Here is a 16109-nt window from a genome sequence, read left to right as displayed (position 1 = left end):
TTGTCATAAGGGCCATCCGCCTGCGGAATACAGCTACGGGGAGCGACCGACACATGTTTCCGTTGTGTCAACTCCGGTGAACTGCGCTTGAATCGAAGGTGAAGTGATCTGCGCGACTCCGATTCCAAGGAGTGTCGCCGGGCCGGGCGGGCGGCCCGAAAACACCGCCCGGTCCGCCGAACGGCTACGGGAACCGCAGCGCGACCCGGAAAATTGCAAGATAACGGTATGGCACGGTCCACACCCCGGAATGCCGCGAGGGCCGGGTCCCAGCGGAACCCGGCCCTCGCGGTCACCGTCCGTGAACGGCGTCCGGCTACATCTGCGTCGGCAGCCAACCGGTCTGCACCGTCTGGCCCGCCTGGATGCGGCGGGAGACGAACACACCGCGGCCCGGCGGCTGCGGCGACGGCTTGACGGTGCCGAGCAGCGCGCCCTCGCCCTTGTCGCCGGAGAGCAGCAGGCCCTGGCCGCCCAGCTCGCGCATCCGCTGCATCACCGGCTCGAACAGCGAGCGGCCGGCGCCGCCCGCGTTGCGGGCGATGATCAGGCGCAGGCCGATGTCGCGCGCGAACGGCAGGAACTCCGCCAGCGGCGCCATCGGGTTGCCCGACTGGGTGGCGACCAGCTCGTAGTCGTCCACGATCACGAACATGTCCTTGCCGGTGTACCAGCTGCGGTTGCGCAGCTGCTCCGGCGTGACGTCCGGGCCGGGCAGGCGGCGCCCGCAGGCCCCGCGCAGCATCTCCACGATCGCCGACATGGCGGGCGCGGCGGCCGCGTACTCCACCAGGTACTCCGGCGGCACCACGCCGAGCAGCGAGCGGCGGAAGTCGCCGACCACGATGCCCGCCTGGTCCGGGGTGTACCGCTCGGTGATCTGCTTGATCAGCATCCGCAGCATCGCCGACTTGCCGGACTCGCTCTCGCCGAAGACGACGAACAGCGGGTCGCTCTCGAAGTTGACGAACACCGGCGCCAGCTCGACCTCGTCGATGCCGAACGCCACACCCAGCTCCGGGTGCTCGAAGCCCTTGGGCAGCGAGTTCCCGTCCAGCACCGCGGGCAGCATGCGCACCTGCGGGGCGCGCGGGCCGGTCCAGGCGGCGTTCACCTGGGCCACCAGGTCGGCGACGCCGTCGACCAGGTCCTGGGTCTCGCTGGAGCCGTCGATCCGCGGCAGGCCGGACAGGAAGTGCAGCTGGTCGTGGGTCAGACCGCGGCCCGGGATCGCCGGGACGTTCGCCGCGACCTTGCGGGCGATCTCGGACTCCATCGAGTCACCGAGCTTGAGCTCGACCCGGTTCTGCAGCTGGTCCTTCAGCGCCGGGCGGACCTCCGCGTACCGGGCCGCCGTGATGATCACGTGGACGCCGTAGTTCAGACCCCGCTGCGCGATGTCCGCGATGACCGGCTCCAGGACCTCGAACTCCTGCTTGAAGGTCATCCAGCCGTCGACGAACAGGAACACGTCGCCGAACTGCTCGTCCGGCAGCTGCCCGGCCGCGCGGCGCGAGCGGTACGTGGTGATGGTGTCGATGCCCTGGACCCGGAACAGCTCCTCACGGCGGTTGAGCACGCCGTGCACCTCGCTGAGCATCCGGCGGACCTTCTCGACGTCCAGTCGGCCCGCGACGCCGCCGACGTGCGGCAGGTCGGCCAGCGAGCCGAAGCCGCCGCCGCCGAAGTCGAGCAGGTAGAACTGCGTCTCGACCGGGGTGTGGGTGACCGAGAAGCCCGCCACGATGGTGCGCACCATGGTGGACTTGCCGGACCGCGGACCGCCGACGATCATGCCGTGGCCGGCCGCGCCGGAGTAGTCCAGGTACATCACGTCGCGGCGCTGGTCGCGCGGCTTGTCGACGATGCCGACCGGGACGATCAGGTTGCCCTGCCGGATCGAGGCCGGGGTCAGACCGCGGTCCGGGCTCGGCTGCAGCGGCTCCAGCAGGCTGTCCACGGACGGCGGGGCGTCCAGCGGCGGCAGCCACACCTGGTGGGCCGGCGGGCCCTGGCCGATCATCCGCTGCACGAAGACGTCCAGCATGGTCTCCAGCAGCGCCTCGTCGACCTCGTCCTCGGCGGGCAGCTCGGGCAGGATCTCCACCTCGGGCTCGACCACCTCGACCTCGGCCGCGGTGAACAGCACCGGCTGCGCGGTGACCACCCGGCCGCCGACCGCGCGCTGCGCGCCCGGGGCCCGGTACTTGCCGGAGACGTAGGCGGCGCGGAAGCGCTCCATCACGTCCGAGCCGAACTTCAGGTAGCCCACGCCGGGGATCGGCGGCAGGTGGTAGGCGTCCGGCACGCCGATCGCGGCCCGCGACTCGGCGGCCGAGAAGGTGCGCAGACCCAGCCGGTAGGAGAGGAAGGTGTCCAGACCGCGGAGCTTGCCCTCCTCCAGTCGCTGCGAGGCCAGCAGCATGTGCATGCCGAGCGAACGGCCGATCCGGCCGATCTGGATGAACAGCTCGATGAAGTCCGGCTTCGCGGTGAGGAGTTCGGAGAACTCGTCGATGATCATCAGCAGCGAGGGCAGCGGGTCGAGCGGCGCGCCGGCCGCCCGGGCCCGCTCGTACTCGTTGATGTTCGCGTAGTTGCCCGCCGCGCGCAGCAGCTCCTGACGGCGGTTCATCTCGCCCTCGATCGCGTCGCGCATGCGGTCGATCAGGGTCGCTTCGCCCTCGAGGTTGGTGATCACGGCCGCGGTGTGCGGCATCTCCGACATGCCGGCGAAGGTCGCACCACCCTTGAAGTCCGCGAGGACCAGGTTCAGCACCTCGGAGGAGTGGGTGACCGCCAGCGCCAGCACGATGGTGCGCAGCACCTCGGACTTGCCGGAACCGGTCGCGCCGACGCACATGCCGTGCGGGCCCATGCCCTCCAGCGAGGCCTCCTTGAGGTCCAGCCAGACGTACTCGCCGTTGACGCCGACGCCCAGCGGGACGCGCAGCTTCTCCCGGATCGGCTTCGGCCGCCAGTGCCGGGCCGGGTCGAAGGAGCCCGCGTCACCGGTGTGCATCATCTCGGTGAAGTCCATCGACACCAGCGACGGGTCGCTGTCGTCGCCGCCCGCGGACGCCCGGAACGGCGCCAACTGCCGTGCCAGCGCCTCGGACTGCCAGCCCGACAGGGTGTCCGGCTTGCCCGGGTAGCTCGCCCCGGACGCCGCCTCCAGCATCAGCTCCTGCTTGCCGACGGTGATCACCAGGTGGCCGTTCGGCTCGTCCAGGTCACCCGGGACGACCTCGATCACGGTCACGCCCTGGACGCCTTCCGCGCCCGCGATCACCGAGTCGACCGGCACCGAGGCGCCGTCCATGATGACCACCAGGTGCGGCTGGTCCGGGGTCGGCGTGCTGTCCCGGGAGAAGCCCTTGCGGCCGGCCAGCTCGTTCGCCAGCAGCTCCTCCAGCTCACCCAGCCCGGAGGCGATCAGGCGGCGCGAACCGGCCCCGTCGTTCTCCTTGCGGTGCTGGGTGTGCGGCAGCCACTTCGCCCACTCCCACTCCTCCACCGCGCCGGGCGCGGCGGCCACCCCGATCATCAGGTCCTCGGGGGAGTGCAGGGTCGCCAACTGGGCCACCATCGCCCGGACGTTGCCGTACACCGAGTCCGGGTCGCCGCAGACCGTGATGTGGTAGAAGGCGCGCAGCGACACCGCCAGCGGCAGGTCCTGCAGCGTGCCGTGGGTCTTGATGAAGGTGCCCATCGCCTCCGCGGCGAGCGGCTCCAGCTCGTCCATCGGCGCGGTCTGCGGCGCCACCAGCGGCGTCGACAGCTGCAGCGGACCCAGGCCCACCCGGATCTGCGCGAAGTCCGGATCGGTCGGCCGGCGCTCCCACAGCCGCCGGCCCTCGGCCACGATCGACCACAGCTGGTCCGGCTCCGGGTGCGTGAACAGCAGCGCCCCGCGCTGCCGTTCGGCCGTCCGGCGGACCTCGCGGCGCTTCTGCTGCAGGTACTTCAGGTAGTCCCGGCGCTCGTCCGAGGTCGCCGCCGAACCGCCCTTGCGCGCCTTGACGATCTGCGCGACCGCCATCGCGGCGGTCGAGGCGACCATCAGGACGCCCATCATCTTCATCGGGCCCTGCGCACCGGGCGAGAAGAAGAACGCCGCCGAACCGCCCATGCCGAGCAGCGGCAGCAGCGACATCATCCAGTCCTCGCCGCCGCCGCGCGGCAGCTCCGGCGGCGGAACCAGCTCGACCGGCTCCTCCGGCACCGGAGGCGGGAACGCCCGCGGCGGACGCTTGACCGTCACCGTGCTCACACGATCACCCCGCCCCCGCGGCCGACCGCGACCCGCGCCCGCCCGTCCTCAACGGCGCGCCCTCCCCGGGCACTTGATCGGGGGCACCCCCATGGCTCGCTCACAATTCGCCCTCACGCATCTGGATACGTACGGTGAGGGCGCCCCGTGTGACGCCGCCCCCGCTCCGCCGAACCGCAGGCGCGCGGGGCTGCCGCGTCTTCGACCGCCGCCCCCGTACGCCGTGCGCAGGGGCCGATCCTACTGGGCACGCCAAGCGGTTCGTCCACGGGGTGGGCAAGCCGCCCGCCGCTGACCGCGCGTCAACACACGACCCCCCGACCGCCTCCTCGGCACCACCACGTCCGGACCGCCGCAGGCCACCCGCCGCACCGGCCCCTTGCGCCGCGGGGTAGGGTGTCGCCGCGCCAACTCTCGCTCGGACCGTGACAGTTCCGGTACCGCTCGACGGATGGCCAGCAGACTTGCCGACACAGCCAACGAGGGGGAGAGGGCCGGTGAGCAACAACGCAACGACCGGTTTCTGCCGGGTCACCGTGGTGGCACCGGACAGCCGGATCGACGTAGCCCTGCCGGAGGACGTCCCGCTCGCGGACATCTACCCGGAGGTGCTGAGGCTCTCCGGACAGACCCAGGTAGACGGGACCCCCACCGGGTTCCACCTGGTCCGACGGGACGGCACCGTGCTCGACAGCGGGCTGCCGCTCGCCGCCCAACAGGTCCGCGACGGCGACCTGCTGAGCCTGCGCCCGTTCGCGGAGTCGCTGCCGCCGGCCGTCTACGACGACGTCGCCGACGCCATCGCCTCTGCGGTCGCGGCCGACCGGCGGTTCTGGAGCCCCGACCTGATGCGGGCCTTCGGCCTGATCGCCGGCACGGTGCTGCTCTGCCTGCTGGCCTTCGCGCTCTGGTTCTCCGACCTGCACCACAACATGTTCGGCCTGCCGGGCATCCTGGCCGGCGTCACCGCCGTCGCCCTGGTGACCTTCGCCGCGGTCCGGGCCCGGGTCTACGACGACCACGGGGCCGGGCTCGCCCTCGGCCTCGGCGCGCTGCCGCACGCCATGCTGGCCGGCTCCGGCGCGCTCGACGTGCCGAACGCCGGCGACGGCCCCGGCCGCATCCAGTTCCTGGTCGGCTGCGTCGCCGTCCTGGTGGTCTCGGTGCTGCTGGTCGGCCTGCTGCCGGAGAAGGACTCGGTGTTCGTCGCCGCCGCCTTCCTGGCCGCCGCCGGCACCCTCGCCACCTTCGCCGCGGTGCTGATGTCCGGCACCGCGATCACCGACATCGCCGCCGTCACCGGCGTCGCCGCGGTCGCCGCGATCGGCTTCCTGCCCGCCCTCTCGGCCCGCTTCGCCCGGCTGCCCGTCGGCTTCAGCGCCCCCGGCCAGACCCGCACCCGCGGCACCGCCTACGGCGAGGAGTCCGGCAGCACCGAGACCGTCCAGTACGAGCGGATCGCCGCCCAGGCCCGCCGCGGCCACGAGGTGCTGGTCGGCCTGGTCGGCGGCGCCGCCGCCACCATCGTCGGCGCCAGCGCCGTGCTCGGCTTCAGCGACCGCAGCTGGGCCGAGCTGCTCGCCCTGGTCCTCGGCATCTCGACCATGCTGCGGGCCCGGCTGTTCCGCTACACCGCCCAGGTCTTCTCGCTCACCATCGCCGGCCTGGCCGGGCTGTCGCTGCTGATCCTCGGCCTCGCCCTGCACACCCCGCTGCACCTGGCGCTCGCCCGGCTCACCGGCGGCGGCAGCGGCGACCTGCGCACCGTCTGGCTGGCCGCGTCCATCGCCGCGGGCGCCGCGGTGATGACCGCGATCGCGCTGATCGTCCCGCGCTCCGGGGTCTCCCCGTTCTGGGGCCGCATCCTGGACATGGTCGACAGCCTGATGCTGATCGCCCTGGTGCCGCTGGCGCTGGCCGTCCTCAACGTCTACAACATCATCCGCGGCGCCACCGGCTGACCCCGCGGGAAAGTCCGGCGCGGCCCGGTGGGCCGCGCTGGTATCGTTGATCCGTCCGAGTCTTGTCAGACCCTGTGCTTCCGACCAGGATCGCTCGGCCCACACCCAAGGAGATGCCAGTGGCCCTCGCCGCCGACGTCAAGAAGCAGATCATCGCCGAGTACGGCCAGAAGGAGGGCGACACCGGCTCTCCCGAGGTCCAGGTCGCCATGCTCTCCCGCCGGATCTCGGACCTGACCGAGCACCTCAAGTTCCACAAGCACGACCACCACTCGCGCCGTGGCCTGCTCATCCTGGTCGGCCAGCGCCGCCGCCTGCTGCAGTACCTGGCCAAGAAGGACATCGAGCGCTTCCGCACCCTGGTGGACCGCCTCGGCATCCGCCGCGGTGCCGCCGGTCGCGCCCGCTGACACCGCTCGCAGGGGCGGCTCCCCGCACCGGGGAGCCGCCCCTCGGCGCATTCCGCGCCACCCGCGACCGCACCCCGCGGGGAACCCGTCCGCGCAAAGCCGCGCTCGGTAGGGTGTGAATTTGTAAGGTGGGGGGCATGTCCGCCCCAGCGGGCCGAACCAGGCTTCAAACGGAAGCCGCCCGCAACCCCGCAGGAGCGTCCAGACGCCGACCGCCGCGCGCCGAAAGGCGCCGGTCCTCGGTAGTGGCCGCCGGGACCCCCGAAGGGGTCGCCCCGGTGGCTTCGATCGAAGACCGGCCCAGCTGCCCGGGCCACGGCAGGCAAGCGCAGGGACGCTCCCGGGAGACGTACGAAAGAGGAGATCTTCCAGGTGGAAGAGAACGTTTTCTACGCCGAGGCCGTCATCGACAACGGCAGCTTCGGTACCCGCACCATCCGCTTCGAGACCGGTCGGCTGGCCCGTCAGGCCGCCGGCTCCGCCGTCGCCTACCTGGACGACGACACCATGGTGCTGTCGGCCACCAGCGCCTCGAAGCAGCCCAAGGAGCACTTCGACTTCTTCCCCCTCACGGTGGACGTCGAGGAGCGCATGTACGCCGCGGGCCGGATCCCCGGCTCGTTCTTCCGCCGTGAGGGTCGGCCGTCCGAGGACGCGATCCTCACCTGCCGCCTGATCGACCGCCCGCTGCGCCCGTCCTTCGCCAAGGGCCTGCGCAACGAGATCCAGGTCGTCGTCACCGTCATGGCGCTCAACCCCGACCACCTGTACGACGTGGTGGCCATCAACGCGGCCTCCGCCTCGACCCAGCTGGCCGGCCTGCCGTTCTCCGGCCCGATCGGCGGCGTCCGCGTCGCGCTGATCAAGGGCCAGTGGGTGGCGTTCCCGACCCACAGCGAGCTCGAGGAAGCCGTCTTCGACATGGTCGTGGCCGGCCGGGCGCTGCCCGACGGCGATGTGGCGATCATGATGGTCGAGGCCGAGGCCACCACCAAGACGATCAGCCTGGTCGAGGGCGGCGCCGAGGCGCCGACCGAGGAGGTCGTCGCGGCCGGCCTGGAGGCCGCCAAGCCGTTCATCAAGGTGCTGTGCGCCGCCCAGGTCCAGCTCGCCAAGCAGGCCGCCAAGCCGACCGGCGAGTTCCCGCGCTTCCTGGAGTACCAGGACGACGTGCTGGCCGCGCTGACCTCCGCCGTCAAGGACGAGCTCGCCAAGGCGCTCACCATCGCCGGCAAGCAGGAGCGCCAGAACGAGCTGGACCGGATCAAGGGCGTCGCCGCCGACAAGCTGCTCCCGCAGTTCGAGGGCCGCGAGAAGGAGATCAGCGCCGCCTACAACGCGCTGACCAAGAAGATCGTCCGCGAGCGTGTCATCAAGGACAAGGTCCGCATCGACGGCCGCGGCGTCACCGACATCCGCACCCTGGCCGCCGAGGTCGAGGCCATCCCGCGGGTGCACGGCTCGGCCCTGTTCGAGCGCGGCGAGACCCAGATCCTGGGCGTCACCACGCTGAACATGCTGCGCATGGAGCAGCAGCTCGACACGCTCTCCCCGGAGACCCGTCGCCGCTACATGCACAACTACAACTTCCCGCCGTACTCGGTCGGCGAGACCGGCCGCGTCGGCTCCCCGAAGCGCCGCGAGATCGGCCACGGCGCCCTCGCCGAGCGGGCCATCCTCCCGGTCCTGCCGACCCGCGAGGAGTTCCCCTACGCGATCCGCCAGGTCTCCGAGGCGCTCGGCTCCAACGGCTCCACCTCGATGGGCTCGGTCTGCGCCTCCACCATGTCGCTGCTGAACGCCGGTGTGCCGCTGAAGGCCCCCGTCGCCGGCATCGCCATGGGCCTGATCTCCCAGGAGATCGACGGCGAGACCCACTACGTGACGCTCACCGACATCCTCGGCGCCGAGGACGCGTACGGCGACATGGACTTCAAGGTCGCCGGTACCCGCGACTTCATCACCGCCCTGCAGCTCGACACCAAGCTCGACGGCATCCCCGCCTCCGTGCTGGCCGCCGCGCTGAAGCAGGCCAAGGACGCCCGCCTGCACATCCTCGACGTGATGAACGAGGCGATCGACGCCCCGGACGAGATGTCCCCGAACGCCCCGCGGATCATCACCATCAAGATCCCGGTGGACAAGATCGGCGAGGTCATCGGCCCCAAGGGCAAGATGATCAACCAGATCCAGGAGGACACCGGCGCCGAGATCACCATCGAGGACGACGGCACCATCTACATCGGTGCCTCCGTCGGCTCGGCCGCCGAGGCCGCGCGCTCGACGATCAACCAGATCGCCAACCCGACCATGCCGGAGGTCGGCGAGCGCTACCTGGGCACCGTGGTGAAGACCACCACCTTCGGCGCCTTCGTCTCGCTCATGCCGGGCAAGGACGGCCTGCTGCACATCTCGCAGATCCGCAAGCTGGCCGGCGGCAAGCGCGTCGAGAACGTCGAGGACGTCCTCGCCATCGGCTCCAAGGTGCAGGTCGAGATCGCCGAGATCGACCCGCGCGGCAAGCTCTCGCTGATCCCGGTCGTCGAGGGCGAGGAGGGCGGCGAGGCCGCCGCCTCCGAGTGACACCCCGTTAGCACCCCGCGGCCCGCACGCCCCACCCGGCGCGTGCGGGCCGCACCCTGTTCACGACGCTCACACAGTGGAGCGGTAGCTGGAAGGAACACCCGTGGCCCAGGCCTCGGCGGCGAAGCAGCGCCCCGGTACCACCCGGACCCTGCTCAAGGGCGGCGAAGGCGGCGCGGGCACCGTCCGCCGCACGGTCCTGCCCGGCGGCCTGCGGGTCGTCACCGAGACCCTCCCGACGGTGCGCAGCGCCACCTTCGGCATCTGGGTCGGCGTCGGCTCCCGCGACGAGACCCCGGTCCTCAACGGGGCCACCCACTACCTGGAGCACCTGCTCTTCAAGGGCACCGCCCGGCGCGACGCGCTGGAGATCTCCGCCGCGCTGGACGCGGTCGGCGGCGAGATGAACGCCTTCACCGCCAAGGAGAACACCTGCTACTACGCGCGGGTCCTGGACACCGACCTGCCGCTCGCCATCGACGTGGTCTGCGACATGCTGACCGGCTCGCTGATCCGCCCCGAGGACGTCGAGTCCGAACGCGGCGTCATCCTCGAGGAGATGGCGATGGCCGAGGACGACCCGGGCGACGTGGTGCACGACCTGTTCGCCGAGGTGATCTTCGGGAAGACCCCGCTCGGCCGCCCCATCCTGGGCACCCAGGAGACCGTCGGCGCGCTCACCCGCGAGCAGATCGCCGGCTTCTACCAGCGCCGCTACAAGCCGGAGAACCTGGTGGTCGCCGCGGCCGGCAACCTCGACCACACCAAGGTGGTCAAGCTGGTCGAGCAGGCCTTCGCGCCCGTCCTGGCCAAGTCCAAGGGCCACCCCGCCGAGGTCCGCCGCGGCGTCAAGGCGGTCCGCACCGCCGGCCGGGCCGCCGTCCTCAACCGCCCCACCGAGCAGGCCCACCTGGTCCTCGGCGTCCCCGGCGTGCCGCGCCACGACGAGCGCCGCTGGGCCCTCGGCGTGCTCAACGCCGCCCTCGGCGGCGGCATGAGCTCCCGGCTGTTCCAGGAGGTCCGGGAGAAGCGCGGCCTCGCCTACTCGGTGTACTCCTACTCCTCCTCGTACGCCGACACCGGCCTGTTCGGCATCTACGCCGGCTGCCAGCCCAAGCGGGTCGAGGAAGTGCTGAAGATCTGCCGCACCGAACTCGCCAAGGTCGTCGAGGAAGGCATCACCGAGGAGGAACTGCGCCGCGCGATCGGCCAGATCTCCGGCTCCACCGTGCTCGGCATGGAGGACACCGGCTCGCTGATGAACCGGATCGGCAAGGCCGAACTCTCCTACGGGCACCACCTGTCGGTGGACGAGATGCTCACCAGGATCGCCGGGGTGACCCTGGACGACGTGCACGCCGTCGCCCGCGACGTGCTGGGCGCGCACCGGCCCTCGCTTGCCCTGATCGGCCCGATCACCGACCGGCGGGCCGCCAGGCTCGCCGACCTGCTGGTCTGACGACCGGCCGAGAGGAGAACTGACATGACGCTGCGCGTCGCCGTGATCGGCGCCCGGGGCCGGATCGGCTCCGAGGCCGTCAAGGCCGTCGAGGCTGCCGACGACCTGGAGCTGGTGGCCGCCCTCGGCCGCGGCTCCGACCTGACCGAACTCACCGAGGCCCGGGTCGACGTCGCCGTCGAACTCACCCACCCCGACGCGGTGATGGGCAACCTCGAGCACTGCCTGAAGCACGGCATCCACGTGGTCACCGGCACCACCGGCTGGAACGAGGACCGGCTCCGCGAGGTCGAGGGCCTGCTCGCCGCGAACCCGGGCGTCGGCCTGCTGATCGCCCCGAACTTCTCGATCGGCGCGATCCTCGGCATGAAGTTCGCCCAGACCGCCGCCCGGTACTTCGAGTCCGTCGAGGTGATCGAGCTGCACCACGACAACAAGGCCGACGCCCCCTCCGGCACCGCCACCCGCACCGCCCAGCTGATCGCCGCCGCCCGCGCCGAGGCCGGGCTGCCCCCGCAGCACGACCCCACCACCCACGGCCTGCCCGGCGCCCGCGGCGCCGACGTGGACGGCGTCCCCGTGCACGCGGTGCGGCTGCGCGGCCTGCTGGCCCACCAGCAGGTGATGTTCGGCGACACCGGCGAGACCCTGACGATCCGGCACGACTCGATGCACCACAGCAGCTTCATGCCCGGCATCCTGCTCGGCGTGCGGAAGATCGCCGACCACCCGGGCCTCACCTTCGGCCTGGAACACTTCCTGGACCTGTGACATGACCTCCCGCACCGGCTTCTTCGTCCTCTCCGCCGTCCTGCTGCTGGTCTCGCTGATCTGCGTGCTGGAAGGCGTCCAACTGGTCGCCACCGGCAAGCCGCTCGGCATCGGCATCGGCGCCTGCGCCTTCGTCATTCCGCTGATCGGCCTCTGGTTCCTGCGCCAGACCGTCCGCTTCGGCCGGGACAGCGAGCGGCTCGGCCGCGAACTGGAGGCCGAGGGCGGCCTGCCGGTCGACGAGCTGCGGCGCACCAGCGGCGGCCGGATCGACCGGGCCTCCGCCGACGCGGTGTTCGCCCGCCGCAAGGCCGAGGCCGAGACCGACCCCACCGACTGGCGGAACTTCTTCCGCCTGGCGGTGGCCTACGCCGACGCCGGCGACGTGCCGCGGGCCCGCAAGGCCATGCAGCACGCCATCAAGCTGCACGATGCCGGGACTCCAGCCGCCCGCCCGTAAACTGGCCCGGATCTCCTCCCAAACCCCCAGGACGTTCTCCCATGCGCGCAGTCGAACCCCAGGTCCACCTCATCGCCCGCCCCGAGCTCGACTACGACGAGGTCGCCGCGTACCTGCAGGACGTCGGCGGCGAGAGCTGGCTGGAGCGGGTCGACCGGGGCGACCTGGACGACGCCCAGAACCTCGCCGAGTTCGCCGGCCGGATCTGCTATCGCTCCTGGAAGCCCGGCCTCAACCCGAACGTCACCAAGGTCCGCACCGACCAGGACGCCTACCTGAAGAACATCCTGGCCAGCGCGCACGGCTCGGTGCTGGAGCACGTCTCCTTCACCTTCGTCCTGCACAACGTCAGCCGGGTGGTCACCCACGAGCTGGTCCGGCACCGGGCCGGCGTCGCGGTCTCCCAGGAGTCGCTGCGCTTCGTCCGCCTCGACGACATCCCGTTCTGGTTCCCCGAGTGGGCGAAGCAGGACGCGGAGCTGATGGCCCGGGCCACCGGCCTGATGAAGGAGATCGAGGGCTTCCAGCACTGGATGGCCGGGCACTTCGGGCTGGACGAGGAGGGCGTCCCCTTCCACGAGAAGAAGGAGAAGACCTCCTTCATGCGCCGCTTCGCCCCCGAGGGCCTGGCGACCGGCCTGGTCTGGACGGCGAACGTCCGCACCCTGCGGCACGTGATCGAGAACCGCACCGCGCCGGGCGCCGAGGAGGAGATCCGGCTGCTGTTCGGCCTGATCGGCGAGCTGATGGTCAAGGAGGCCCCGGCGCTGTTCGGCGACTACACCGTCGAGGACGGCGCCTGGGTCCCGGGCTGGCGCAAGGTCTGACGCAAGGTCTGACGCCCCGTCGGACGGCGGGCCTGCCGGGCCTCACCCGTGCGGCCCGCCGCCGCGGCCGTCCCGGCGCCCGCTGACCTGCGCCGACGAGCAGATGGCCGGACCGCCCGGCATGTCTGGATTGCGGCTTTCTCGGCCGCTCCATACGCTCAGGACACGGATTCCGGTGCTGCGTGAACCCCCGAGCGCGCAGCACCGGAATCCCATGTCCGGCCCCGGTCCCGGCGGTCCGAACTGTCCAAACCCTGGACCTGCGTCGCTGTCGACCACCGCCCTACGAGTAGCTTTGGACCCATGGCTCCGACCTCCACACCGCAGACGCCCTTCGGCCGGGTCCTGACCGCGATGGTCACCCCCTTCACCCCCGAGGGCGCGCTCGACCTCGACGGCGCCCAGCGCCTCGCCGCCCACCTGGTGGACTCCGGCAACGACGGCCTGGTGCTCAACGGCACCACCGGCGAGTCGCCCACCACCACCGACGCGGAGAAGGCCCAGCTGGTCCGGGCCGTGATCGAGGCGGTCGGGGACCGCGCCCACGTCGTCACCGGCGTCGGCACCAACGACACCCACCACAGCGTCGAACTCGCCCGCCAGGCCCAGGCCGCCGGAGCGCACGGCCTGCTCGCCGTCACCCCGTACTACAGCAAGCCCCCGCAGGAGGGCCTGTACCGGCACACCGTCGCCGTCGCCGACGCCACCGACCTGCCGGTCATGCTGTACGACATCCCCGGCCGGTCCGGCGTCGCGCTCGAACTCGACACCCTGGTCCGGCTCGGCGAGCACCCCCGGATCGTCGCCAACAAGGACGCCCGCGGCGACGTGGCGGCGGCCGCGCACGCCATCGCCCGCTCCGGCCTCGCCTGGTACTCCGGCGACGACGTGCTGACCCTGCCGCTGCTCTCGGTCGGAGCCGTCGGCGTGGTCAGCGTGGTCGGCCACGTCGCCGCCGCCGGGATGCGCACCATGATCGAGGCCTTCACGGCCGGCGACACCGCCAAGGCGCTCGCCGTCCACCAGTCCCTGCTGCCGGTCTACGCCGGTATGTTCCGCACCCAGGGAGTGATCCTCTCCAAGGCGGCGCTGAACCTGCAGGGACACCCGGCGGGCCCGCTCCGCCTCCCCCTGGTCCCCGCCACGGACGCGGAGATCGCCCGCTTGAGGGAGGATCTCGCCGCCGGCGGGGTACACCTGTAGACAACACGCAGACGTGCGCGCCCCCGGCTCGCCGGACCCGACCGGGTCCGCCGCTGGACCGGGACCGAAGGCGCGCGGTACACGGCAGTAGGTAACCACGATGGACGCGCGCCATATGTCACCGGAGGAGGAACCCTCCGGCCATGTGGCGTGCGTCGTGAGGAGAGTCTTTTGAGCCACCCGCACCCCGAACTCGGCGCTCCCCCCGCTCTCAAGGAGGGCGCCCTCCGCATCACCCCGCTCGGCGGTCTCGGTGAGATCGGCCGCAACATGACCGTGCTGGAGTACGGCGACCGCATCCTGATCGTCGACTGCGGCGTGCTCTTCCCCGAGGACGAGCAGCCCGGCATCGACCTGATCCTCCCCGACTTCAGCTACATCCGGGACCGCCTCGACAAAGTCGACGGCATCATCCTGACGCACGGCCACGAGGACCACATCGGCGCCGTCCCCTACCTCCTGCGGGAGAACCCGGACATCCCGCTGATCGGCTCCAAGCTCACCCTCGCCCTGATCGAGGCCAAGCTCGCCGAGCACCGCATCCACCCCTACGTCCTGGAGGTCGTGGAGGGCGACCGCGAGCGGATCGGCCCCTTCGACTGCCAGTTCATCGCGGTCAACCACTCCATCCCGGACGCCCTCGCGGTCGCCGTCCGCACCCCCGCGGGCATGGTCGTCGCCACCGGCGACTTCAAGATGGACCAGCTCCCGCTGGACGGCCGGCTCACCGACCTCCCCGCCTTCGCCAAGCTGGCCGAGGAGGGCATCGACCTCCTCCTGGTGGACTCCACCAACGCCGAGGTCCCCGGCTTCATCCCGCACGAGCGCGACATCTCCGCGGCCCTGCGCAACGTCTTCGCCAACGCGGACAAGCGCATCATCGTCGCCTCCTTCGCCAGCCACGTGCACCGCATCCAGCAGGTGCTGGACGCCGCGCACGAGTACAAGCGCAAGGTCGCCTTCGTCGGCCGCTCGATGGTCCGCAACATGGGCATCGCCCGCGACCTCGGCTACCTGAAGGTCCCCGGCAACCTGGTCGTCGACGTCAAGACCCTCGACGACCTGCCCGACAAGGAGGTGGTGCTGATCTGCACCGGCTCCCAGGGCGAGCCGATGGCCGCGCTCTCCCGGATGGCCAACCGCGACCACCAGATCCGCATCGTCGAGGGCGACACCGTCGTCCTCGCCTCCTCGCTGATCCCCGGCAACGAGAACGCCGTCTACCGCGTCATCAACGGCCTCACCCGCTGGGGCGCCAAGGTCGTCCACAAGGGCAACGCCAAGGTGCACGTCTCCGGCCACGCCTCGGCCGGCGAGCTCCTGTACTTCTTCAACATCTGCAAGCCCAAGAACCTGATGCCGGTCCACGGCGAATGGCGCCACCTGCGCGCCGCCGCCGACCTCGGCATCGCCACCGGCATCCCGCGCAACCGCGTGGTCATCGCCGAGGACGGCGTCTGCGTCGACCTGGAGAAGGGCGTCGCCCGGATCGTCGGCAAGGTCCAGGCCGGCTACGTCTACGTGGACGGCTCCTCCGTCGGCGACATCACCGAGTCCTCCCTCAAGGACCGCCGCATCCTCGGCGAAGAGGGCTTCATCTCGGTCTTCGTGGTGGTCGACTCCACCAACGGCAAGATCGTCAGCGGCCCGACCTTCCAGGCCCGCGGCTCCGGCATCGACGACGCGGCCTTCGGGTCCATCTCCGGAAAGCTGGCCGAAGCCCTCGCCCGCTCCGCCGGCGAAGGCGTCCTGGACGTCCGCCAGGTGCAGCAGCTGGTCCGCCGCACCGTCGGCAAGTGGGTCGCGGACAACTACCGCCGCCGCCCGATGATCCTCCCGGTCGTCGTCGAGGTCTGACCGGCCGCACACCCGATTTGACCTGGGGCAGCTCGGTGCGTAACGTTCTCCGAGTTGCCCCACGGTCGTGCGGCTTCGCCCCGTAAATCGAATTCGTTCGAGTCGGGGCGGGGAAAACAGGCCGAGAAACTCTGGTAGAGTTCGGGAGCGCCGAAAGGCGAAAGCCAAATCGGATGGCAAACAGAAACTCCGGAAAGCGGAGCGGAAAACATCTGATAAGCTGGAAACACGAAAGAACGAAGCGCCCGGAGGGTCCGCAGGAATGCGGTCCGAAGGAAGCGTCCGTTCCTTGAGAACTCAACAGC

10 protein-coding genes are annotated in these 16109 nt (G+C 71.1%); 9 read left to right on the top strand and 1 reads right to left on the bottom strand.

Annotated elements, in window-relative coordinates; genetic code table 11:
• Positions 1 to 316: 316 nt before the first annotated feature.
• The gene (eccCa, locus tag ACIOHG_RS34220; protein ID WP_400956557.1) at positions 317 to 4273 is read right to left on the bottom strand and encodes a type VII secretion protein EccCa; all 3957 of its coding nucleotides are present in this window, start codon (positions 4271 to 4273) and stop codon (positions 317 to 319) included.
• A 497-nt stretch (positions 4274 to 4770) separates the two neighbouring features.
• Between eccCa and eccD the strand changes: the two genes are divergently transcribed.
• The 9 genes from eccD to ACIOHG_RS34175 all read left to right on the top strand — a co-directional run bounded on the left by eccD (position 4771) and on the right by ACIOHG_RS34175 (position 15804).
• The gene (gene eccD, locus ACIOHG_RS34215) at positions 4771 to 6234 is read left to right on the top strand and encodes a type VII secretion integral membrane protein EccD (RefSeq protein ID WP_400956554.1); all 1464 of its coding nucleotides are present in this window, start codon (positions 4771 to 4773) and stop codon (positions 6232 to 6234) included.
• Positions 6235 to 6353: 119 nt separating this feature from the next.
• Positions 6354 to 6644 (top strand): 30S ribosomal protein S15, encoded by a 291-nt coding sequence (rpsO, locus tag ACIOHG_RS34210; protein ID WP_400718681.1) that lies wholly within the window; start codon positions 6354 to 6356, stop codon positions 6642 to 6644.
• A gap of 372 nt (positions 6645 to 7016) precedes the next feature.
• Positions 7017 to 9227 (top strand): polyribonucleotide nucleotidyltransferase, encoded by a 2211-nt coding sequence (locus ACIOHG_RS34205; protein WP_400956551.1) that lies wholly within the window; start codon positions 7017 to 7019, stop codon positions 9225 to 9227.
• Positions 9228 to 9330: 103 nt separating this feature from the next.
• Positions 9331 to 10686 (top strand): M16 family metallopeptidase, encoded by a 1356-nt coding sequence (locus tag ACIOHG_RS34200; protein WP_400956548.1) that lies wholly within the window; start codon positions 9331 to 9333, stop codon positions 10684 to 10686.
• A gap of 24 nt (positions 10687 to 10710) precedes the next feature.
• Positions 10711 to 11457: a 4-hydroxy-tetrahydrodipicolinate reductase gene (dapB, locus tag ACIOHG_RS34195; protein ID WP_400956545.1), complete on the top strand. Its 747-nt coding sequence runs from the start codon at positions 10711 to 10713 to the stop codon at positions 11455 to 11457.
• Position 11458: 1 nt separating this feature from the next.
• On the top strand, positions 11459 to 11917 hold the full coding sequence (locus ACIOHG_RS34190; RefSeq protein WP_400956542.1) for a hypothetical protein: 459 nt from the start codon (positions 11459 to 11461) through the stop codon (positions 11915 to 11917).
• Positions 11918 to 11958: 41 nt separating this feature from the next.
• Positions 11959 to 12744 (top strand): FAD-dependent thymidylate synthase, encoded by a 786-nt coding sequence (thyX, locus tag ACIOHG_RS34185; protein ID WP_400956539.1) that lies wholly within the window; start codon positions 11959 to 11961, stop codon positions 12742 to 12744.
• Positions 12745 to 13047: 303 nt separating this feature from the next.
• Positions 13048 to 13947 (top strand): 4-hydroxy-tetrahydrodipicolinate synthase, encoded by a 900-nt coding sequence (dapA, locus tag ACIOHG_RS34180; RefSeq protein WP_400956536.1) that lies wholly within the window; start codon positions 13048 to 13050, stop codon positions 13945 to 13947.
• A 171-nt stretch (positions 13948 to 14118) separates the two neighbouring features.
• Positions 14119 to 15804, top strand: a complete 1686-nt coding sequence (locus tag ACIOHG_RS34175; RefSeq protein ID WP_400956533.1) for a ribonuclease J — start codon at positions 14119 to 14121, stop codon at positions 15802 to 15804.
• Positions 15805 to 16109: the final 305 nt, after the last annotated feature.

Origin of the sequence: Kitasatospora sp. NPDC088134 (genome assembly GCF_044741705.1) — a bacterium.
In the GTDB taxonomy this organism is placed as follows: Bacteria; Actinomycetota; Actinomycetes; order Streptomycetales; family Streptomycetaceae; genus Kitasatospora.
The sequence above is the reverse complement of the archived record's forward strand: the minus strand, read 5'-3'. Positions and strand labels throughout refer to the sequence as shown.

Coding starts and splice junctions, on each gene's coding strand:
- thyX (WP_400956539.1), top strand. CDS start 11,959: ATGCGCGCAGTCGAACCCCAGGTCCACCTCATCGCCCGCCCCGAGCTC.
- dapA (WP_400956536.1), top strand. CDS start 13,048: ATGGCTCCGACCTCCACACCGCAGACGCCCTTCGGCCGGGTCCTGACC.
- dapB (WP_400956545.1), top strand. CDS start 10,711: ATGACGCTGCGCGTCGCCGTGATCGGCGCCCGGGGCCGGATCGGCTCC.
- ACIOHG_RS34190 (WP_400956542.1), top strand. CDS start 11,459: ATGACCTCCCGCACCGGCTTCTTCGTCCTCTCCGCCGTCCTGCTGCTG.